The 22,253-nt window shown below is 32.5% G+C and carries 17 protein-coding genes; 7 read left to right on the plus strand and 10 right to left on the minus strand.

All coding sequences use genetic code 11. From position 1 onward, the window contains the following. Complete coding sequence (gene ppk1 / locus Q4Q35_RS16950; RefSeq protein ID WP_303279211.1) at positions 1-2,076, minus strand: polyphosphate kinase 1; 2,076 nt, start codon at positions 2,074-2,076, stop codon at positions 1-3. Positions 2,077-2,264: 188 nt separating this feature from the next. After that, positions 2,265-2,750, minus strand: coding sequence for a SixA phosphatase family protein (locus tag Q4Q35_RS16955; RefSeq protein WP_303279212.1), 486 nt, complete (start codon positions 2,748-2,750; stop codon positions 2,265-2,267). Between the two features lie 466 nt (positions 2,751-3,216). On the opposite strand from Q4Q35_RS16955, the gene Q4Q35_RS16960 reads away from it, so the two are divergent. The 5 genes from Q4Q35_RS16960 (at position 3,217) to Q4Q35_RS16980 (ending at position 14,050) form a co-directional block, all read left to right on the plus strand. Then, entirely contained in the window at positions 3,217-3,732 is a 516-nt protein-coding gene (locus Q4Q35_RS16960; protein ID WP_303279213.1) for a hypothetical protein, read from the plus strand. A gap of 32 nt (positions 3,733-3,764) precedes the next feature. Continuing rightward, positions 3,765-9,170: an HYR-like domain-containing protein gene (locus tag Q4Q35_RS16965; protein WP_303279214.1), complete on the plus strand. Its 5,406-nt coding sequence runs from the start codon at positions 3,765-3,767 to the stop codon at positions 9,168-9,170. A gap of 12 nt (positions 9,171-9,182) precedes the next feature. Further along, the gene (locus Q4Q35_RS16970; protein ID WP_303279215.1) at positions 9,183-10,109 is read left to right on the plus strand and encodes a PorP/SprF family type IX secretion system membrane protein; all 927 of its coding nucleotides are present in this window, start codon (positions 9,183-9,185) and stop codon (positions 10,107-10,109) included. A gap of 13 nt (positions 10,110-10,122) precedes the next feature. Next, positions 10,123-12,042, plus strand: coding sequence for an OmpA family protein (locus Q4Q35_RS16975; RefSeq protein WP_303279216.1), 1,920 nt, complete (start codon positions 10,123-10,125; stop codon positions 12,040-12,042). Positions 12,043-12,130: 88 nt separating this feature from the next. Further along, entirely contained in the window at positions 12,131-14,050 is a 1,920-nt protein-coding gene (locus Q4Q35_RS16980) for an OmpA family protein (protein WP_303279217.1), read from the plus strand. Between the two features lie 243 nt (positions 14,051-14,293). Here the strand turns inward: Q4Q35_RS16980 and Q4Q35_RS16985 are convergent, their stop codons facing one another. Both Q4Q35_RS16985 and pdxH read right to left on the minus strand, forming a co-directional pair. Then, positions 14,294-14,791 (minus strand): CAP domain-containing protein, encoded by a 498-nt coding sequence (locus Q4Q35_RS16985; RefSeq protein ID WP_303279218.1) that lies wholly within the window; start codon positions 14,789-14,791, stop codon positions 14,294-14,296. 164 nt (positions 14,792-14,955) lie between these two features. Next, positions 14,956-15,603, minus strand: a complete 648-nt coding sequence (gene pdxH, locus Q4Q35_RS16990; RefSeq protein WP_303279219.1) for a pyridoxamine 5'-phosphate oxidase — start codon at positions 15,601-15,603, stop codon at positions 14,956-14,958. 92 nt (positions 15,604-15,695) lie between these two features. Between pdxH and Q4Q35_RS16995 the strand changes: the two genes are divergently transcribed. Further along, on the plus strand, positions 15,696-16,121 hold the full coding sequence (locus tag Q4Q35_RS16995; RefSeq protein WP_303279220.1) for a hypothetical protein: 426 nt from the start codon (positions 15,696-15,698) through the stop codon (positions 16,119-16,121). Here Q4Q35_RS16995 and Q4Q35_RS17000 read toward each other — a convergent pair. The 6 genes from Q4Q35_RS17000 to rpsA all read right to left on the minus strand — a co-directional run bounded on the left by Q4Q35_RS17000 (position 16,118) and on the right by rpsA (position 21,413). Then, positions 16,118-17,023, minus strand: a complete 906-nt coding sequence (locus tag Q4Q35_RS17000) for a ribonuclease Z (RefSeq protein ID WP_303279221.1) — start codon at positions 17,021-17,023, stop codon at positions 16,118-16,120. The genes Q4Q35_RS16995 and Q4Q35_RS17000 overlap by 4 nt on opposite strands. A gap of 1 nt (position 17,024) precedes the next feature. Next, complete coding sequence (locus tag Q4Q35_RS17005; protein WP_303279222.1) at positions 17,025-17,495, minus strand: DUF3291 domain-containing protein; 471 nt, start codon at positions 17,493-17,495, stop codon at positions 17,025-17,027. A 1-nt stretch (position 17,496) separates the two neighbouring features. Continuing rightward, positions 17,497-17,829, minus strand: coding sequence for a ribonuclease Z (locus Q4Q35_RS17010; RefSeq protein ID WP_303279223.1), 333 nt, complete (start codon positions 17,827-17,829; stop codon positions 17,497-17,499). Positions 17,830-17,832: 3 nt separating this feature from the next. Then, positions 17,833-18,762: an aspartate carbamoyltransferase catalytic subunit gene (locus Q4Q35_RS17015; protein WP_303279224.1), complete on the minus strand. Its 930-nt coding sequence runs from the start codon at positions 18,760-18,762 to the stop codon at positions 17,833-17,835. A 108-nt stretch (positions 18,763-18,870) separates the two neighbouring features. Then, positions 18,871-19,410 (minus strand): bifunctional pyr operon transcriptional regulator/uracil phosphoribosyltransferase PyrR, encoded by a 540-nt coding sequence (gene pyrR, locus Q4Q35_RS17020; RefSeq protein WP_303279225.1) that lies wholly within the window; start codon positions 19,408-19,410, stop codon positions 18,871-18,873. Positions 19,411-19,580: 170 nt separating this feature from the next. Beyond that, positions 19,581-21,413 carry a 30S ribosomal protein S1 gene (gene rpsA, locus Q4Q35_RS17025; RefSeq protein ID WP_303279226.1) on the minus strand — a complete coding sequence of 611 codons (1,833 nt, stop codon included), beginning with the start codon at positions 21,411-21,413 and terminating at the stop codon, positions 19,581-19,583. 403 nt (positions 21,414-21,816) lie between these two features. Between rpsA and Q4Q35_RS17030 the strand changes: the two genes are divergently transcribed. After that, positions 21,817-22,197 carry a LysM peptidoglycan-binding domain-containing protein gene (locus Q4Q35_RS17030; RefSeq protein ID WP_303279227.1) on the plus strand — a complete coding sequence of 127 codons (381 nt, stop codon included), beginning with the start codon at positions 21,817-21,819 and terminating at the stop codon, positions 22,195-22,197. Positions 22,198-22,253 lie beyond the last annotated feature (56 nt).

Below are 22,253 nucleotides of genomic sequence, written 5' to 3' on the forward strand. Positions count from 1 at the left end.
CTAACTTTCCAGCTTTTTTAAATAATAATTATAAGTAGCAAATTGAGACCTTACTTTTTCTTTATCATTTATTCTATAATCGTTTTCTTGTGATTCGTTTAATAATCTAGCTTTAACATTGTCACTCCAGCTTATATTAAACGTCTCAATAATTTCTTTTTTAATATCATCATCATAAATAGGACAACTTACTTCTACCCTGTTATCTATATTCCTTGTCATCCAATCTGCAGAAGAAATATATACTTTAGAATTACCATTATTACCAAATATATACACTCTGGAATGTTCTAAAAACTTATCTACGACACTAATAACCTCAATATTTTCACTCATCCCCTCTACTCCTGGGATTAAACAACAAATCCCCCTAACTATCATTTGAATCTTTACTCCAGCCCTACTTGCCTCATAAAGCTTATCAATCATTTTATAGCTAGATATGCTATTCATTTTTAACCTTATACTGCCCTCTTCTCCATTTTTAACACTTTCTATTTCGGCATCTATTAATTTAAAAACTGCTTTTTGTGTATAATGAGGTGATGTAATTAAATGTTTATACGTGAAAATTTTATAATTAGTCTCAAAGAAACTAAAAATTTTATTTACATCTTTTAAAATACGCTGATCTGAAGTGAACAATGTATAGTCTGTATAAATTTTTGCAGTAGATTCGTTAAAATTCCCTGTGCTTATAAAGCCGTAGCGTTTTAGTTTTTTGCCTTCCTCACGTTCTATAACACACATTTTACTATGCACTTTTAACCCTGCAACTCCAAAAACCAAGTTTATACCTTCATCTTCCATCTGCTGCGCATAATTAATATTGGCTTGCTCATCAAATCTGGCTTGTAGTTCTATGGAAACAGTAACCGATTTCCCGTTAATAGCCGCATTGATTAGAGAACTCGCAATATGCGATATTTGCGCTAAACGGTAAATAGTAATTTTTATCGTTTTCACATTGGGGTCTAAAGCAGCTTCTCTTAGAAACTTAACGACATAAGAAAAAGTTTGATAAGGTGCTTGAAGTAAATAATCTTTTTCCTTAATAGCTTCAAAAATACTAGCTTCTAAACTAAGTCCTTTAATCGGTAAGGCTTCTATTTTACTATAAAGAAGGTCGTTTCTACCTAAGCTGGGAAACCCCATATAATCCCTTCTGTTGTGATAACGCCCTCCAGGAATGACACTATCTGTATCATCAATTCCCATTTTGGTCATTAAATACTCTAAAGTTTCCTTATCTATAGTCTTATCGTATACAAATCGAACTGGTTCTCCTACCTGCCTATGCTTAACACTATCGGATATTTTCTCGATAAAACTTTTACTTAAATCACTCTCAAAATCCAATTCACCATCACGAGTAATTTTTATCATATGGGCAGATATGCACTTATAATCGAAAATATTGAAAATATCACTTAAGCAATGACGAAGTAAATCGTCAATCATTATAATATAACTCTTCTCCCCTTCTTTTGGTAATTCTACAAATCGATTAAAGGTTTTTGGTATTTCTATTAATGCAAACTGTCTTTCATTATTAGACATTACCATTCTAACTGCTAAATAAGCACCGCTATCCTTCAAATTAGGAAGTACTACAGAATCGTTCAAAATAATAGTAACTAAAGCAGGACTTACTTTTGTTATAAAATATTTTTTAATGTAGTCATGCTGTGCTTTATCTATTTGGTTTTCGTCAATAATATATATGTTTTCATCCTCTAATCTTTGATGAATTGTATTTAATATTTCTAAACTTTTACTTTGTTGCTTTATTACAATTTGAGTAATAATTTCAAGAAGTTCCTTAGCTTTTATACCCCCTAAAGCATTCTTGCCTCCTTTTCCTGCTTCAACAATACGCTTTACCGTAGCGTACCTAACTTTAAAAAATTCATCTAAATTATTAGAAAAAATACCCAGAAATCGCAACCGCTCAATCAATGGTACGTTTTCATCTGAAGCTTCTTGTAAAACTCGGGCATTAAATTGCAACCAACTTATTTCTCTATTTATGTAATTATTGCTTTGTGGCTCAGGTGATGTCATTGAATAATTCATGATTTAGAATAGATTCACAAATATATTCTATTTCAGATTAATATGATTACTAAAAGTTAATGTGAAATGGAAAGTTTTTATAATAAATTAAGTCTTCATCATAGGTTAGAACAATACTTAAAAAGATACACACTTATACTTTTTTGCAAAAGTTAAGTTATATTTATACAAACTACTTATGCAGTAGGTTATTTAAAATCTCTTGGGAATAAAGTTTGAACCGTTTTACCTTTATTTAAGTTTTTCCAATCAGTAATATTAAACTCCATGATAACAACACCCGTGGTTGGAACATTATCTATATAACTACTGCCATAGGTATTTGCAAAAGCCGTAATGGCATGATTGTGACCAAAAAGCATAAGTGTATTTATAGAGTCATCACATGTCCTAATAACTTCGACAAGATCGGTTCCAGAAAAATCATATAGTTTATGATTTAAATGTGCAATATTTGAATCAATACCGAGATTAGAAATAAAAATATTAGCAGTTGTTTTTGCACGCATAGCATCACTTGAAAGCACTAGGTCAATATTTATATTACTTTCCTTTAAATTAACCGAAACCAAATGAGCATCTTTAATACCTCTTTCGTTAAGAGGTCTTTCATGATCTATTACGTTGTGTTTCCAAGAAGATTTGGCATGTCTTACCAAAATTATTTTTTTCATATTGTTCGACTAAATGTATTATTTTTTAGATAAAAATTTGTTTTTCTAACAAAAATCAAATTGTTTGTGATATAAAATTAGTTAATACCAACAAATAAAACGTTAAAAAAATTACACAAAATCTATATAAGCCTACTAGACAATGCATAAACGATAAAAAACTCATTATGACGACTAAATGTTTTTTAAAAGCCTTTAATCGAATTTATAAGTGATTTACCATATATTTTTGAGCAGATAGCTCTATATGTTTTCTTTTGTACCACCTACTTAACATCAGAAAGTTATGAACCTGAATCTAATACCATATAAAAATATGACATTGTTAAGCAATGTTTTTCCCTCACAGTTTTTTCCCTCGAAAACTTTTTTATTATTAATTAACATTAATACTTGTTTGTGACTATTTTGTTACATCGGTGTTTATAATATATAATAGTTTTAAACAAAATAATTTTACTAAATCATGAAAAATAAATTGACTTTAATAATCTCTAATTTTCTATTTATGCTTTGTATATCACTACTATATACAAACAAAACTTTTGCACAAGAGCATGGTATTTATGAATTGGTAAAAAATGAGGTGTCTCAAAAAAAATCTAATACCAATAAAGATAGAAGTGATTTTTATAACCTTTCTAAAAAACTTCACGCAACACATTATTTCGAACAAAATAAATTAAAACACAGATATGGAGAAAGTGCTCCAGTTAAAATTTCATTGGAAAGTATGAACTCTTTTAGTTTACTCAATCAAAATAATTCCAATTATAAAGGAGTAAAGCTAATAACAATTACGCTAAAAAATGAAAGTGAATTGGATACGCCTATAGACCTATCAAATATAGAAGGGTTTCCAAAACTGCAATACATTTATATAAAATGCCTATTTAAGTGTACTGCAAACCAAATTGAAAGATTTGTAAAAGCGCCAAATGATAGAATAAGAATTTTTTATATATCAGTGAGACCATCATAATTATAGTATACAGGTAATTAAAAGAACAAGAAATGAAAAAACTATACACTACAATTAAAGCTTTATTATACAAAAACCATAAGTTTTTGATAATGGCTATTATAATTACATCTACAGTTTTAAGTAGTTATGGTCAGGTTATGGTTGAGTTTACTCCCAGAGCATCAACCACCCCTCCCTCTTCAACAATGTATAATGTAAAAGGAGATTTTATCATGGTAGGTAATACCAATATTACAATGGTAAACTATTCCGATGGAGGCTCCAATTTTAGCGATGTAAGATATGTTGATGTTGATGGTGCAGCTGTTCCAGGAAATACTACGTTTAACTCTTCATCTGCAACAATAAATTTTTCCACAGAAAATGGTGCAATCCCTGAATGTTCAAATATTATTTATGCTGGATTATATTGGACAGGTAGAGCTTTTGGTGATGTAGAATCAGATTCTGATACATTTCAGGTTACAAAAAATGGAATTACAAAAACTTTAGATAAAAGAAAAGTATCTATAAAAGGACCGGCATCTTCTAATTATACAGAACTCACTGCTAGTCCATCAAATATTTATTACCCATCTAATACAGATGGCAATATGTATTCTGCTTATACTGAAGTTACAGACTATGTTATAAACAATGGTATTGGTGAATATTTTGTTGCAAATGTAGCCACAAGAGAAGGAAACAGTTCCGATGGAATTGGTTATTACGGAGGTTGGGGTATGGTTGTTATTTATGAAAACTCAAAAATGAACTGGAGAGATATCACAGTTTTTGACGGACATGCCTACGTAACAAACGGCGTCGCAGATTTTACCATAGATGTAAATGGATTTAATGCTGTACAAAGTGGGGACGTTAATCTTAAATTAGGATTAATGGCCGGAGAAGGTGATGTACCTTGGGATGGTGATACTTTTGAAATAATAATACCAGATGGTGATGATGATCCAAACAATTTGGCAACTTTAAATAACAATAGCTATCAATTATTATCCCATAGCGGTAACACCACAGACAACTTCTTCAATTCTTCCATTGTTACAGGCGGTAACTATAGAAATCCCAGTGAGGACAACAATACAGGTTTAGACATTGCGATGTTTAATATAGATAATACAGGAAATAATATTATTCCTAATAATAAAACTTTTACACGATTTAGATATGGCTCTACATTAGATACATATATTATTTTTAATGTAACTTTTGCTGTTGATGCCTATATCCCAGAACCAGAAGGTGTCTTAACCAATACATCAATAAATGGGACCCCTCCAAGTGGTACTAATACCTCTTTAGAACCAGACGAAAATGCTGATTATATTATCCAAATAAAAAATACAGGAACTGAAGCAACAAACAATACAGTAATTACCATTCCGCTTCCAGATTCAGTAAACCAAAACGATTTAAATATTGATTTTCATGTATACCCACCATTTACTACTACAAATGTCCCAGTATTTAATAATACAATAGGTACAAATGGAGCTATAGAATGGAACTTAGGAACGTTACCAGTACCAACAGATCCAGATACAGTTCTTGCTGATATTAGTTTCACCTTGACAGTTACTACAGATTGTTCTATTTTAACAGATCCAAGTTTTGATCCTAATGTATCAGTTAACGGTACTATCAGCGGGGTTGGAGCAACATCTAATTTACCTTTTGATGTTCCTTTAATACAAGGGTATGAAACTTCAGGGCCATGTATTGGAGACCCAATACCTGCCCCTAGTTTAATTAATATTGAATATTTAGATTATATTAATGAAGCTCCTACGGCAAGTAATCCGACTCCTATTAATGTAGAGTGTATAGATAATGTTCCGTTGCCTGATGTTGTAGTTGTTACTGATGAAGCAGATAATTCAGGTATAGCTCCAATTGTAGCACATGTATCCGATATATCAGATGGTAATACATGTCCTGAGATTATTACTAGAACTTATAGTGTTACTGATGATTGTGGAAACTTTATTAATGTAACTCAGACTATAACTGTGAATGATATAACTTTACCAACTGTTTCTGGCACTATTACAGAATCTACAGTAGAAGGTTGTACTGCTACTGATGCTACTGCTCCTGTTAATACTGTCGCCGCTCTAGAAGCTCTTGGGCTTGCTATCGCCGATAACTGTACTACCGATGCAAACCTTGTGGTTACTAGCTCTGATAGTGCAACTGGCACCTGTCCGATCGTTGTTACTAGAACTTATACTATTACAGATGAATGTAGCAATTTTATAACAGTTACACAAACTATTAATGTGAACGATACAACGTTGCCTACTGTTTCTGGTTCTATTACTGAATCTACGGTAGAGGGTTGTACTGCTACTGATGCTACAACACCTGTGAATACTGTCGCTGCTCTAGAAGCTCTTGGGCTTGTTATTACCGATAACTGTACTACCGATGCAAATCTTGTAGTTACTAGTTCTGATAGTGAAACTGGTACCTGTCCGATCGTTCTAACTAGAACCTATACTATTACAGATGAATGTGGCAATTTTATAACAGCTACACAAACTATTAATGTGAACGATATAACGTTACCTACTGTTTCTGGTTCTATTGCTGAATCTACGGTAGAGGGTTGTACTGCTACTGATGCTACAACACCTGTGAATACTGTCGCTGCTCTAGAAGCTCTTGGGCTTGCTATTGCTGATAACTGTACTACAGATGCAAACCTTGTGGTGACTAACTCTGATAGTGCTACTGGTACCTGTCCAATCGTTGTTACTAGAACGTATACTATTACGGATGATTGTGGTAACTTCGTGACAGCTTCACAAACTATTAATGTACAAGATACAACGTTGCCTACGGCTTCTAATCCTGCTAATATTACGGTTCCCGGTGGACCTGCTCCTGCTCCGGATGTAACAGTCGTTACGGATGAAGCGGATAATTGTACTGCTGCTAATGACATTGTAGTGGCTCATGTGTCGGATGTATCAGACAATGGTAACTGTCCGGAAACTATCACTAGAACTTATAGTGTTACGGATGAGTGTGGTAACTCTATCAATGTGACTCAAACTATTTTTATTACGGATCCTATTTTGCCTACGGCTTCTAATCCTGCGGATATTAATGTACAGTGTATCGATGATGTACCTGCTGTTGATATAACAGTGGTTACTGATGAAGCGGATAATCAAGGTACCCCTGTGGTGGCTCATGTATCGGATGTATCGGATGGTAATTCTTGTCCGGAGACGATCACTAGAACTTATAGTGTAACCGATATTTGTAATAATCAAATTCTTGTAACTCAAAATATTATTATCAACGATACAACATTACCTACTGTTTCTGGTTCTATTGCTGAATCTACGGTAGAGGGGTGTACTGCTACTGATGCTACAACACCTGTGAATACTGTCGCTGCTCTAGAAGCTCTTGGACTTGCTATTGCTGATAACTGTACTACAGATGCAAACCTTGTGGTGACTAACTCTGATAGTGCTACTGGTACCTGTCCAATCGTTGTTACTAGAACGTATACTATTACGGATGACTGTGGTAACTTCGTGACAGCTTCACAAACTATTAATGTGAACGATACAACATTGCCTACGGCTTCTAACCTTGCTGACATTAATGTACAATGCCTAGCTGACGTGCCAAGCCCAGATATAAATGTGATTACAGATGCAGCAGATAACTGTACTACTAATCCTATTGTGGTATTTGTTTCAGATGTATCTGATAATAACACATGTGCAGAAACGATTACTAGAACATATAGTGTAACAGATGATTGTGGTAACACTATTAATGTAATTCAAAGCATTATTATTAACGATACGACCCCTCCAGTACTTACACTACCAGCTAATCAAACAGCAGAATGTAGTGATGATTTAACACCAATAGCTTTTGGTACTGCTACAGCGACAGACAATTGTGATGCTAATCCAGATATAACTTATGAAGATTTTACAGAAGATGGTATTTGTTCTGGAACCTTTAAAATTATTAGAACTTGGACGGCAACAGACAGTTGTGGAAATAGCGTGTCTGCAGATCAAGAAATTTCAACTGCCGATACCACAGCTCCTAGAGTATTAGGTAATATCGCTGAACTAGTTGTGGAAGGATGTAGTGTTACAGATGCTCCAACTCCTGTTACTTCAATCGTTGAACTTGAAGGTTTAGGGCTTACTATAACAGATAATTGTTCAGATAACACTGACCTTACTGTTATCAGCTCTGATGAGTCTGAGGGTTCTTGTCCGATAGTAATTACTAGATCTTATACTATCATAGATACTTGTAATAATCCCATTACTATTACTCGTAAAATCAATATTGTTGATACCACCCCTCCAGTATTTTCATCATTACCGACTAATTCAAATGTTGAATGTGGTGATGATTTAACACCAAATACACTTGGTACAGCCATAGCTACAGATGATTGTGGTACTCCCCCTAATGTCTCTTTTAATGATGTAATAACTAATAATAGTTCATGTCTTGGTAATTATATAATTGCGCGTACTTGGACAGCTACTGATGCTTGTGGCTTAACAACAACACATACACAAGTTATTACTGTACAAGATACTACTGCACCAGTACCAACAACTACGTTTGAAGAAACATTAGATGTTAGCTGTACAGATATACCAGATGCACCGGAATTAACTTTTACAGATAATTGTTCAACAAATATTATAGTTGTGTTTAATGAAACAAACTCATTTGATGAAAATGTATTTGTAGACTATGAGATTGTTAGAACTTGGACAGTAAGAGACGAATGCGATAATGAGGAAGTTTATACACAAACACTACAAGTTGCACTTGATGAAGTCATTACCGATGTAGTAGCACCAGACTGGTGTTATGACGAAGGTATGATTGATATGAATAGTCTATTAGAAGACGGTCTTAATACAAATGGTACTTGGGAACTATTAGAAGGTGATCCTGCAGCAACATTAAACGGTAATATATTTGATCCTACTAAGTTAGAGTTAAGTCTGGATTTCTTACCGGAAAGTGGTGGAATTGATTATACATTTAGATACACAACTACAGATGAAGGTTGTATAAGTATTACAGAAATCACTATGAATGTACATGCAGATTGTGTTGTACTACCTTGTGGTGAAAATGATGTTATAGTATCAAAAGCTGTCACTCCTAATGGTGATGCTTACAATGAGTTTTTTGAGATTTCCGGAATTGAATTATGTGGATTTCAATATGAAATACAAATATTTAACCGATGGGGCGCTTTAATATACGAATCCGATAATTATCAAAATGATTGGAATGGAACAACTAGCAGTGGATCTGTTGGAGCTGCCGGAAAAGTGCCAAACGGAACATATTATTATATCATAAAATTACTAAATAGTGGATTGAATCCTATTACAGGACCTGTTTACTTAGGAACCAAATAAAAACATTAACCTATGAAACTTATTAAATATAATATAATCGCTATTGCATTGTTAAGCTGTACGGTTGGGGTTGCACAACAATTACCGCAATTCACACAGTATATGTACAATACAATCTCAATAAACCCTGCCTATGCAGGAAGTCGAGAAGCTTTAAGCATTATTGGATTACACAGAAGCCAATGGGTTGGTTTTAAAGGCGGTCCTATAACGCAAACACTTTCTGTACATACTCCTCTTAGAAATGACAGAATCGGTGTAGGTCTATCTTTTATAGAAGATGATTTAGGACCTCAAAACTATTCATATTTATATGGAGATTTTTCATATAGCATTCCTACAGGAGTTAATGGAAAGCTTGCTTTTGGTTTAAAGGCCGGATTTACCGGTTATAGTTTTGATCAGGGGTTTTTAAATGATCCGACCATATCTGAAGATCCATTTTTTAACGGAACAGAAAACCGCTGGGCTCCTAACATTGGTGCTGGTGTATATTATCACACCAATAGGTTTTATGCAGGTTTATCCACACCAAGGATATTAAATACTGACGAAAATACTGAAAGAGAGTATAAAGCCTTAGAGCGATTAAGTTATTATTTCACATTAGGTGGCGTAATTGATTTAAGCAAAAGTTTCAAGTTTAAACCAGCAGGGTTAATTAAAGCGACAAATGGAGCGCCGCTATCTTTCGATTTAACAGCAAACTTTCTGTATAACGAAAAATTCTGGATAGGTGGATCTTATAGAATTAACGAGCAAACCGCTGCTATTGGTGGTATTGCAGACTTTCAAATCTCCAGACAACTACGTGTAGGGTATGCTTACGAAAAACCGCTTTCGGATATAGCCCGTTATACTACCGGAACTCATGAGATATTACTTATATATGAATTTAAATTCTTAAATTCTAAATTAAAATCACCAAGATATTTCTAATTAGATTTTTTATATGAAAAATAAAAACTACATATTAGTCTGTATCGCATTAATGTTAAGCTTTTCTGTCTTTTCTCAACAAGGAAAACAAAAAAGAGCCGATACATTGTTCAATAAATTCTCTTTTGTAAAAGCTGCAAAAGTTTACAGAGAACTTATTCAAAATAATTATAATAAAGACTACGCAACGCGTCAATTAGCAGATTGCTACGCTTATTTAAGAGACCCTAGAAATGCCTCAAGGTATTATAAAAATGTCGTTAAACAAGAAAATGCACCTATTGAGTATTATTATAAATATGCACAATCGCTTCGAGGCATGAAAAAGTACGACGACTCTCAAGTCTGGCTAAAACGTTTCAAAGATTCGGGAGGTGTTGTAAAGACTAACGATTTCTCTAAAGATTTAAACTTTATCACCAGTGTTTTTGGAGCCAAACAACAGTATTTTTTAGACAGAGTTCGTTTTAATTCAAAGTATAGTGACTTTGGCGCTTTTGAGCATGATGGTAAAGTTTATTTTGCTTCATCCAGAGATGAAGGTGTTTCTGTAAAACGCTTGTATGGATGGAATGAACAACCTTTTTTAGATGTATATGTAACAGAAGTTGGGTCTAAAAAAAATGTTGATCACACAGGAAAAATAAAAGGAGACGTAAACTCTATTTATCACGATGGCCCAGTCACTATTACTAAAGATGGACGCACCATGTATTTTTCTAGAAACAACTTTACTGAAGGTGTTGAAGCAAAAGACAAAAAGGGGCTTACAAATATGAAGATTTATAGAGCAACTTTAGTTGATGGCGAATGGACAAACATTGAAGACTTATCAATTAATGGTGATGATTTTTCAACTCAACATCCTGCTTTAAATATTGATGATACTAAACTATATTTTACATCAGATAGACCTGGAACTAAAGGAGGTTCAGATATATGGTTTGTAAATATACGCCCAGATGGTCTTTTAATGGATTTACAAAATGCTGGAGATATCGTAAATACAGAAAATGCTGAAGGGTTTCCGTTTATAAATAACGAAGGCGTTCTTTTCTTTTCTTCAGATGGACATACTGGCTTAGGCTTATTAGACATTTTCGCAACTATTAAAGGCGAAGATGACGACAGCATAGCAGATGTTATAAATTTAGGAGTTCCTGTGAATTCAAATAAAGATGATTTTTCATTTACTATGAATCCAAATGGTATTACCGGTTATTTTGCATCTAACAGAAATGGTGGTCGTGGTAGCGATGATATTTATGCCTATCACAGAGAACCTGTTTTGCATGTTGAAGGTGTTGTAACCGATGCTATAAACACCAATCCTATTGCTAATTCTGTTATTACTTTATATGATGACAAGGATAATAAAATTGCAGATATGGTAACCGATGAAAACGGATTCTATCAAATAAATATCGATAGAAATAAAGACTATAAAATTGTTGCCAGTCAAAATAAATACATTGACGACTATAGAACATTCACATCTAAAAATATTCAAACAGAGCTTACTACTGTTTCTGCCAATTTATTATTAAATCCGGTACAAAATGTTGTAAAGCTTGCAGAATTAAATACGATTTATTTCGATTTCAATAAATATAATATTAGGGAAGATGCTGCTTTAGAACTAGATAAAATTGTTAGCCTAATGCAAAACGACTATCCAGAGATGGTTATTCGAATTGAATCACATACCGATTCAAGAGGTAATTTAACATATAATGATAAATTATCTATAGATAGAGCCAACTCAACATACGAATATTTAATTTCTAAAGGTATTAACCCTGAAAGAATCACAGAACATCAAGGTTTTGGTGAACGTAAGTTAACTAACGGCTGTGAAGATGGTCAAGACTGTGAAGAAGAAGAACATCAATTAAATAGACGTACGCAATTTATAGTTGTAAAAATGGAATAATAGGCACAGTATTTAACCAATTGTGTTTTAAATAAATTAAGAGCAATTACTAATTAGTATAGGTTTTTAATTAAAACTAATAGACCCCATGAAATTAAAAAATCACATATTAACCGGTATTATATTGTTAGCAAACTTTTCAGCATTTGCTCAATATGGCTCTCAAAAAAGGGCTGATAACCTTTTTAATAAGTTTTCGTTTGTCAATGCTGTTCAAGTATATCATAATCTTATAGAAAAAGACTTTAACGCAGATTATGCAACCAGACAGTTAGCAGACAGTTATGCTTTTATGAGAAACCCTGATAGTGCGGTAGTATACTATAAAAAAGTAGTAGAACAACATAATGTACCTATTGCATACTATTATAATTATGCCCAAGCATTGAGAGGAATTAAAGAGTATAAAGAATCTCGTGTTTGGATGAAGCGCTTTAAAAAAGCCGGAGGAGAAATAAATGATGAACGATTTTTAAAAGATGCCGATTTTATTAATTCTATTTTTAATGCAAAGCAACAATATTTTTTAACTAAAGTTAATTTCAATTCAAAATATAGTGATTTTGGGGCTTACGAACATGATGGCCTCATTTACTTTGCCTCTGCCAGAAACGAAGGTGTTTCTACAAAACATGTTTATGGCTGGAACGGAGAGCCTTTTTTAGATATTTATGCAACCGAAAAAAATGCCAACGACAGTATTGTTGATCATAAATCTAAACTTAAAGGTAGTATAAATTCTATTTTTCACGATGGCCCAATTACTATAACAAAAGATGGTAAAACCATATATTTTTCCAGAAATAATTTCAATAAAAATGTTTTAGGAAAAGACGAAGAAGGCATGACAAACCTTAAAATTTATAAGGCTTCTTTAATTGAAGGAGCATGGACAAATATTGAAGAACTTCCTTTTAACAGCGATGCGTTCTCTAATGGTCATCCGGCATTAAACAAAGATGAAACAAAATTATATTTTGCATCTAATATGCCTGGTGGGTTTGGAGGCACAGATATTTACCATGTAGAGATAAATAGTAATGGTTCTTTTGGTTCGCCTCAAAATTTAGGGAATGTTATTAATACAGATAAAAATGAAAGATTCCCTTTCATTAATAGCGAAGGGGTGTTATTCTTCGCTTCTGATGGGCATCCAGGATTAGGTTTACTGGATATTTTCGGAACCGTTTTAGACAAAAACAATAACATTATTAGTGTTTTAAATCTTGGTGTTCCTGTAAACTCAAGCAAAGATGATTTTTCATTTTTTATGAACGAAGATGGATTATCGGGATATTTTGCTTCTAATAGAAATGGCGGTGTTGGTAGTGATGATATTTATGCATACGACAGAATTCCACAATTAAAAATACAAGGAACTATAACAGATATCACTACAAACAAACCTGTACCTAATGCTATAGTTACTCTACTTGATAGCAATAATAACCAAATTGCGCATTTAGAAACCGATGAAAATGGACAATACGAAATAAACATAGATAGAGATTCCGACTATGTATTAAACATTAAAAAAGATGATTTTATAGACGATACCAGGCATGTTACTTCTAAAGGTGTAGAAAATAAAGTTACAAGCATCACCGAGGACTTTAACTTAAATCGGGTTATAAAGGTAACGCCTATTACTGAGTTCTACCCTATTTACTTCGATTTTAATAGGTTTGATATTAGACAAGATGACACAGTCGAGTTAGACAGAATAGTTAACTTGATGATGAATGTTTATCCGGATATGATCATTAAAATAGAATCTCACACAGATTCCAGAGGTTCGTCTCAATATAATAACAAACTATCTTTAGATAGAGCAAATTCGACATACAAATACTTAATAGATAAAGGTGTCGATCCAAACAGGATTACCGAATATAAGGGGTACGGAGAACAAAAATTAATTAATGATTGTGATGATACCACTAATTGTACCGAAGAAGAACATCAATTAAACAGGCGTACACAATTTATCGTCGTTAAAATGAAATAATTTAAGCTATATTCAATAACAATTAAAACCATTAGGAGATTTATTCTTTTGATGGTTTTTTTTTATTTTAAACAAAACCCTCCCAATAACTGGAAGGGTTTTTACCTAAAGCTAAATTCAATAACAATTAAGTTATTAATAATAACCTTATTTAATGTACATACACAAATAAATCATGCAAATTTCGCTAAAAATTAGTTCACTAAATTTAGGTTATATTTTTAGTGCTTTTAAATGACAATCTTATTTTTTTATAAAGATGTTAGTAAAATACCACCTTCCATTTTCGCTTTTTTCTGCTGAAACATCAAAGCTCGTAAAGTCGCCTTCAATAGTCCCTCTGTGTCCATCGCTTTTAAGCCAGGCATTAACTACAGTTTGTGCAGTACTATAACCATATGCAACATTTTCGGACACTTTTGTTGCTCCTACGTTAGTTTTTAAATAGTTGCTTCTGGTAAAAAAATTATCATGAGATACTTCATTATTATCTACCATATAATCCGTATGACTATATGCTACAGATTTTACTACAGACATATCACTTAAGGTGTTTAACCCAGATGTTAATCTATAATCATTAATAAGATTAAGTATTTCTATTTCAATATCTTTTGCTTCTATAGCAACTAGGTTCAATTCTATAGATTCAGCCGTATCATCCATACTGTCTGTCGAGCAAGATGTAAGTACAGACACAACTAACAGCGCCAATAAAGGCAGTTTAGTTATTGATTTCATAAGTAGGTAATTTAGATTAGGTTCTGTAAATTTAGCAGCCTAACCCAAAGTAAATGTTAACAAAATGTTAAAATCGATTAAAAACGTGTATTTTATCGTACAAATATTCTTTTAATCGACAAAATACATATTTGGACTTAAAAAAGTAACATTTCGTCGATTATTTATGGAGAGAGTCTATCGATTTTCCAATTATAATCCTGCTGAAGTATAAATCTAATTCTATCATGTAATCTATTAGGTCGACCTTGCCAAAATTCAATTTCAAAAGGTTTTACTATATAACCTCCCCAACTAGAAGGTCTGGGTATTTCCTTGCCTTCAAATTCTTTTTCTAATTTTAAAAGTTTTTTTTCAATAACATCCCTATTTTTTATAACGTCACTCTGATTTGAAACTATAGCTCCTAATTGACTTCCTCTGGGTCTAGATTCAAAATAACCATCGCTTAAATTTTTTGCGATTTTTTCTGTAGTCCCTTTTATAATAACCTGACGTTCGGCTCCATGCCAAAAAAAAGACAAACATACATTGGGGTTTTTTGCTATAGCCTTGCCTTTTTCACTGTTATAATTTGTATAAAAAATAAACCCTTCAAATGTAAAACGTTTAAGTAATACGACTCTGTTTTTTGGATATCCATCTAAACCAATTGTAGAAATCGTCATAGCATTCGTTTCATCTTCAACAAAGAATTTATCAACTTCATAAAACCATTTTTGGAATAATTCCATAGGGTTTTCTGGAACATCTTTTAGCAGTAATTCGTGCTTTTCATAAGATTTTCTGTAATCGCTTAAATCCTTTTCCATATGCTGTATTAATTGCCTCTACTTTGTTTTCAATATTAATTTTCCTACATTTAAAACAAAAAAGGTCGTAATTTTAAATAAAATACTAAATTATGAAATTTGAAGACTCTAACTACTACAATACTTTAATTTCAAAAAAAGTTGTTTTACAAACTGGTACTTTTTACTTTTCAAAACATTTCTGTATCTCTGAAATAAATGAAGGAGTTCACTTAGGATTTAAAGAGTCTCAGGAAATAATTATAGCATTATTTGAACATTATGGTGAAAATTTAAAAATCGGTTTTATTTCTAATCGCATAAACTCATATTCTATAGATATAAGAGAATGGGTAAAACTTAATAAAACCTATAATTTTCTAATTGCAAGTGCTATTGTTGTGTATGATGATCTAAACTTCAACATTGCTGAAATTGAAAAATATCTGTCTGATACAGGTATAAAAAAATGTAACTCTCTAAATCAAGCCATCGATTGGATTTCTGGCTTGAAAGAATTCAAAACATTAACTTCTTAGAAATCGAACGTTTTTCCATCTTCGCTTAATTCTACATTACTAAAAACTTCTTGAGCTTCTTCTTTAAAAGCATTTAGTCCATCGTAACGCGTTGAATAATGACCAAGCAACAATGTGCCTACATTGGCAAGTTTTGCTATTGTAGCTGCTTCTTTTGCTGTAGAATGTTTTGTTTTAGGGCCTAAATGTGCATGCTTTTCCAGAAAAGTAGATTCATGATATAGTGCATCTACATTTTTTATAATAGGTACAATATCTTCTTTATACATGGTATCACTACAAAATGCATAACTTTTTGGTTTTAAGCCAGCTTTAGTAACTAATTCATTTTTTATAGTTTTACCATCTTCATTAATAACATCAAAGCCTTGCACTAATTTTCGGTAATAAGCAACATGGATATTAGCTTCTTCAACCGCTTCGATATCTAACTTGCGATCTCCTTCTTTTTCTTTGAATAAAAACCCATTCGTATAAACCCTATGATTCAATGGAATTGTAAATACTTGAGCCTTTTCATCTTCAAAAATTAATTCAGATTTATCTGAGGTTAATTCATGGAAAATCAAATTGTAATTAGTCCAGGAATCGGCAAGCTTCATTTGTAGTGTAACAACTTCTTTGATGCCTTTTGGCCCATAAATATGTAAATCTGTCTCTCTGGTAAGCAATCTAAAAGTTGATATTAAACCGACCAAACCAAAAAAGTGATCGCCATGTAAATGTGATATAAAAATATGCTTAATACGGTTAAACTTTATTTTATGCTTACGAAGTTGTACCTGAGTGCCTTCTCCGCAATCAATTAAAAACATATGGTTATTAAGCTCTAATACTTGAGACGTGGTATTATTTAAGGTTCTTGGGGTTGCGCTATAGCAGCCTAAAATAGTCAGTTTCATATCACAAAAGTGGCTTGTAATTTAATGAATCTGAAACTGTGAATTTGCTCTTAAAAGTAAAAGCATAAGGTGTTTCTCCGTGCTTATTTAAATAATCTAATCTGTCTTTAGCATCTTGAAACGTTGGTTCATACCCTTTTGGCACATACCAAAATGCCATGTGCTTCATTTTCATTTTACCAAACCATTCTTTTTTACGCTTAAAGATTTCTATATGTGCTGAATTATAGGTGTAATCAAATAATGCCTTAGAGTTTTTCCAAACAGACATATTAATAAGTAATGTATCATCTTGGAATACTGTAGCTCCAAGGTCTTTATCTTCATCTTTTAAACGCCATACAAACCCTTCGCTTTTATCAGCTAAAGCATTAATCCTATCTAAATTATTCACAAAATCCTGCATAATGGGATCATCCATAGGAGCCAATCTTTTTGCAATATTTACTTGTGCTAAATATAATTCGTTCATATTAAAACCCTAAGTCACGTTCCATTTCTTCCATCTCAATAATATCGTAAGCCTCTTGAATGGTTGGTACTACTATAATTTCATCTGGAAGATCATCTAAATTAACATTATCTGAAACAATAATGAAAGACTGTTTAGATGCACGATGCATGTTTGATATTTCTAAAAATTCAACAATATCTTGTAGTGTTAGTTTATTTAAAGTCGTTAAAACAACAATAATATTATTGTTTTTAAATTTCGGATATAAAGCCTGTAGTTTTTTAACTAATTCTATAACCGTGGCTTTTTCTTGTGTGATTATAGAAGTGTTTCCATTTTGGTCTAAAATCATAATCTACTGTTTTATTTTGGATGCTAGTAAATAAATAGCTGCCATTCTAATAGCGACACCGTTTTGAACTTGTTCTAAGATAATTGATTGTTTTGAATCGGCAACATCACTGGTAATTTCCACACCTCTATTAATAGGTCCCGGATGCATGATCGTTATTTCTTTGTCTAATGAATCTAGTAATTCTTTATTAACACCAAACTGCTGTGTATATTCTCTGGTAGATGGAAAATAGCTAATGTTCATACGTTCATTTTGCACACGTAACATATTTGCTACATCGCACCAGTTCAAAGCTTTACGTAAGTTTGTTTCAACTTTCACTCCAAGATCACCAATATGCTTTGGCAATAAGGTTTTTGGTCCGCAAACCATAACTTGTGCACCTTGAAGTTGTAATGCAAATATATTTGAAAGTGCTACGCGACTATGAAGAATATCTCCCACAATGACAACCTTTTTACCGCTCACATCTCCTAGTTTCTCTCTTATAGAATACGAATCTAAAAGGGCTTGTGTTGGATGCTCATGAGCGCCATCTCCTGCATTTATAATACTGGCATTAATATGTTTCGACAAAAATACACCTGCCCCTGGATTTGGGTGTCTCATAACAACCATATCTACTTTCATAGATAGGATATTATTAACTGTATCAATTAAGGTCTCCCCTTTTTTTACAGATGACTGCCCTGACGAAAAATTAATAACATCTGCAGAGAGTCTTTTTTCGGCTAATTCGAACGATAATTTTGTGCGTGTTGAATTCTCGAAGAAAAGGTTTGCTATGGTAATATCTCTAAGCGAAGGTACTTTTTTAATGGGTCTATTGATCACTTCTTTAAAATGATCGGCAGTTTCAAAAATAAGTTGGATATCTTGTTCTTTAAGATATTTAATCCCTAATAAGTGATTGACACTTAATTCGCTCATGTTTTTTTAATATTCGATTAGCAATTTTTAGTTGCTTTTTGTTTCTATTTAGGTCTCGACTGCGCTCGACCTGACAATATACTCCTAGCCTAGCTCCTAACTAAATCATTATTTTTCAATTAAATAAACGGAATCTTCATTATCATGTTCCTTCCAGTTTACTTTTACTTTTTCGTTATTTATAACATCTACTTGTCTACCTCTATAATCTGGCTGTATGGGTAAATGCCTACTAAAGCGCCTGTCTATAAGCGTTAATAATTCTATCTCATTCGGCCTTCCAAAAGATTGAATAGCTGTTAAAGCTGCTCTAATGCTACGGCCAGTATATAAAACATCATCAATAAAGACAATATTCTTATCTTCTACTAAAAAATTAAGTTTAGTAGTATTGGCTTCTAGTGTCTTATCTCCTCTACGAAAATCATCTCTGTAAAATGTAATATCAAGATGTCCTAGTTGAATGTTTTTAACCTTGTAATCTTCTTCTAATATTTTAGCTAGTCTATCTGCTAGAAATACACCACGTGGTTGTAATCCAATTAAAACGGTATTAGAAAAGTCATTGTGATTTTCAATAAGTTGACAAGCCAATCGATGAAGAATGATGTTTACCTCTTTTGCGTTAAGTAAAACTTTTTGACTCATATTTACTATCCAAACGTGTTTGGAGTACAAAGATAATGCAAAATTTTAGAAGTAGAAACATAAATAAAGTAACACTTCTGTAATAAATAATATGCTAAATAAAAAAGCCTCCAATCCTGATAGTTATCAGGATATGAAGGCTTTGTTTACCTATAATGATTTGGAAAAAATTATCCTTTTCCGTCCATTTTATCTTTAAGAGCTTGTAAAGCATCATTGGCATCACCTAAAGTTGGTTTTGCTTCTGCTGCTGCGCTAGCCGCTTTTTTAGCTGCTGCTTTAACGTTTTTAATCTCTTCAGCTTTAAATATTGCTGTATGAGATGCTACTACACGTTTAAACTCTTTATTAAATTCAATGATTTTGAATTCTGCTTCTTCACCTTTCTTAAGTTTGTTTCCGTCTTCTTTTTCAAGATGACGAGAAGGCACAAATGCAACGATGTCCTCGTTAAACTGAACGGTAGCTCCTTTGTCAACAATTTCAGCGATAGCCGCTTTATGAACAGTTTCTAAAGCGAATTCTGTTTCATATTTGTCCCAAGGGTTTTCAGTTGTTTGTTTATGACCTAAACTTAATTTACGGCCTTCTACATCTAATTCTAATACAATAACGTCTAACTTATCTCCTACTGCACAGAATTCCGATGGATGCTTAATTTTCTTAGTCCAAGATAAATCTGAGATATAAATTAATCCGTCAATACCTTCTTCTAGTTCAACAAAAACACCAAAGTTTGTGAAGTTACGTACAATACCTGTGTGCTTAGATGCTAACGGGTATTTACCTGTAATATCAGTCCATGGATCTGGAGTTAATTGCTTAATACCAAGCGACATTTTACGATCTTCTCTATCAAGTGTTAAGATAACTGCTTCAACTTCATCTCCAACAGAAACGAAATCTTGAGCCGAACGTAAATGTGTAGACCATGACATTTCTGATACGTGAATTAATCCTTCTACACCATCTGCTACTTCTATAAATGCACCGTAATCTGCAATAACAACTACTTTTCCTTTTACTTTATCTCCTACTTTCACCTCTTCTGCAAGAGCTTCCCATGGATGTTTGCTTAATTGTTTTAATCCTAATTGGATTCTTGATTTGTTCTCATCAAAATCAAGGATTACAACATTAAGTTTTTGATCTAATTCTACAATCTCGTTTGGATGATTGATACGAGACCAAGATAAATCTGTAATATGAACTAATCCGTCAACACCACCAAGATCAATAAAGACACCGTAAGAAGTAATATTCTTAACAACACCTTCTAATACTTGACCTTTTTCTAATTGACCAATAATTTCTTTTTTCTGTATTTCAATATCAGCTTCAATAAGTGCTTTATGAGATACAACTACGTTTTTGAATTCGTGGTTGATTTTAACAACTTTAAATTCCATAGTTTTATTTACATACTGATCGTAATCTCTAATTGGTTTTACATCAATTTGAGAACCTGGTAAGAATGCTTCAATTCCGAAAACATCTACAATCATACCTCCTTTAGTTCTGCATTTAACAAAACCGTTAACAATTTCACCAGAATCATGAGCTGCGTTAACACGATCCCATGCTTTAATAACACGTGCTTTTCTGTGAGATAATACTAATTGTCCAGTTGCATCTTCACGAACATCAATTAATACTTCTACTTTATCACCAACTGCTAAGCTAGGATTGTAACGAAACTCGTTTAAAGAGATAACACCTTCAGATTTTGCATTGATATCAATAATAGCATCTCTATCTGAAATGTGAACTACTGTACCTTCTACAACTTCGTCATTAAGTGTGTCAACGAAATTTTCTGCTACTAATTTTTCAAATTCTTTAAGTTGCTTATCATCAACTTCATCAATACCTTCTTGGTAATTGTGCCAATTGAACTCTTTTAAGAATTTTTCTGGATTTGCTTTAGCTTCAGATATTACTGGAGCTTCTGCTTCTGGAGCTTCTGTTGTTTCAACTTCAGCTTTTTTTGCTTTTTCAGCCATTTAAAAAGAATATGTAATATAATTTAGAATTTCTGCTTTTTATCTACGCAGAAAAATGTAATTACATTACTGTTTGTATTCTGTATGTTTTGGAAGATTTATGCGATTAACACACAGAAGTGTTATAAATATATTTTGTTTTTACCCCTTTATCTTTCCAATGATTCGCTAAAAGGAGTGCAAAAATACATATTTTCAATTGATTAACATAATTTAAGCACATTATTTTTAAGCATAATTTTTAGAGTCAAATTTTGAGTTTTTATTAGAAAAAAGTTACAATAATAATGTGACCTTTTAGTTTTTTACGTGTCTGAATTAATGTAAACAAAAGTCAAAACCTTAATTAACATTACAGATAATAAATTTATTATCTTGTAAACTTAAACTTAAAATTACAACTATGGCATTAAAAGCAAAATACCAACCTGTATTAGACTTAGGAGAATCATTAAGCATTCAAAACGGTAACATTACAGAAGAAAACGGCGTTTTAAAAGTAAAAGGAACTGCAAACACTCAATATGAAAAAAATATTCTTTGGGATAAAATCAAAGAAATTGGAGGAGACAATCCTTCTGACATTATAGCTAATATAACTGTAGCTGATGAAAGCGTTTACCACAGGCATACTGTTAAAAGTGGTGAAACTCTGGGAAAAATCGCAAAACACTACTATGGTGATGCTATGAAATATAAAGAAGTTTTTGCTGCAAATACTGATATTTTAAAGAACCCCGATTTAATACATCCGGATCAGGAATTAATTATTCCTAATTTATAATTTGGGAATTGATTTAATAAAAAGTCAAGGTTGGAGGAGAGATTTTCCAACCTTGA

This window comes from Flavivirga aquimarina, from assembly GCF_030540835.1.
Classification (GTDB): domain Bacteria; phylum Bacteroidota; class Bacteroidia; order Flavobacteriales; family Flavobacteriaceae; genus Flavivirga; species Flavivirga aquimarina.

Coding starts and splice junctions, on each gene's coding strand:
- Q4Q35_RS17000 (WP_303279221.1), bottom strand. CDS start 17,023: ATGAAACTGACTATTTTAGGCTGCTATAGCGCAACCCCAAGAACCTTA.
- ppk1 (WP_303279211.1), bottom strand. CDS start 2,076: ATGAATTATTCAATGACATCACCTGAGCCACAAAGCAATAATTACATA.
- Q4Q35_RS16955 (WP_303279212.1), bottom strand. CDS start 2,750: ATGAAAAAAATAATTTTGGTAAGACATGCCAAATCTTCTTGGAAACAC.
- Q4Q35_RS16970 (WP_303279215.1), top strand. CDS start 9,183: ATGAAACTTATTAAATATAATATAATCGCTATTGCATTGTTAAGCTGT.
- Q4Q35_RS16965 (WP_303279214.1), top strand. CDS start 3,765: ATGAAAAAACTATACACTACAATTAAAGCTTTATTATACAAAAACCAT.
- Q4Q35_RS16985 (WP_303279218.1), bottom strand. CDS start 14,791: ATGAAATCAATAACTAAACTGCCTTTATTGGCGCTGTTAGTTGTGTCT.
- pdxH (WP_303279219.1), bottom strand. CDS start 15,603: ATGGAAAAGGATTTAAGCGATTACAGAAAATCTTATGAAAAGCACGAA.
- Q4Q35_RS16960 (WP_303279213.1), top strand. CDS start 3,217: ATGAAAAATAAATTGACTTTAATAATCTCTAATTTTCTATTTATGCTT.
- Q4Q35_RS17030 (WP_303279227.1), top strand. CDS start 21,817: ATGGCATTAAAAGCAAAATACCAACCTGTATTAGACTTAGGAGAATCA.
- pyrR (WP_303279225.1), bottom strand. CDS start 19,410: ATGAGTCAAAAAGTTTTACTTAACGCAAAAGAGGTAAACATCATTCTT.
- rpsA (WP_303279226.1), bottom strand. CDS start 21,413: ATGGCTGAAAAAGCAAAAAAAGCTGAAGTTGAAACAACAGAAGCTCCA.
- Q4Q35_RS16995 (WP_303279220.1), top strand. CDS start 15,696: ATGAAATTTGAAGACTCTAACTACTACAATACTTTAATTTCAAAAAAA.
- Q4Q35_RS17010 (WP_303279223.1), bottom strand. CDS start 17,829: ATGATTTTAGACCAAAATGGAAACACTTCTATAATCACACAAGAAAAA.
- Q4Q35_RS16980 (WP_303279217.1), top strand. CDS start 12,131: ATGAAATTAAAAAATCACATATTAACCGGTATTATATTGTTAGCAAAC.
- Q4Q35_RS17005 (WP_303279222.1), bottom strand. CDS start 17,495: ATGAACGAATTATATTTAGCACAAGTAAATATTGCAAAAAGATTGGCT.
- Q4Q35_RS16975 (WP_303279216.1), top strand. CDS start 10,123: ATGAAAAATAAAAACTACATATTAGTCTGTATCGCATTAATGTTAAGC.
- Q4Q35_RS17015 (WP_303279224.1), bottom strand. CDS start 18,762: ATGAGCGAATTAAGTGTCAATCACTTATTAGGGATTAAATATCTTAAA.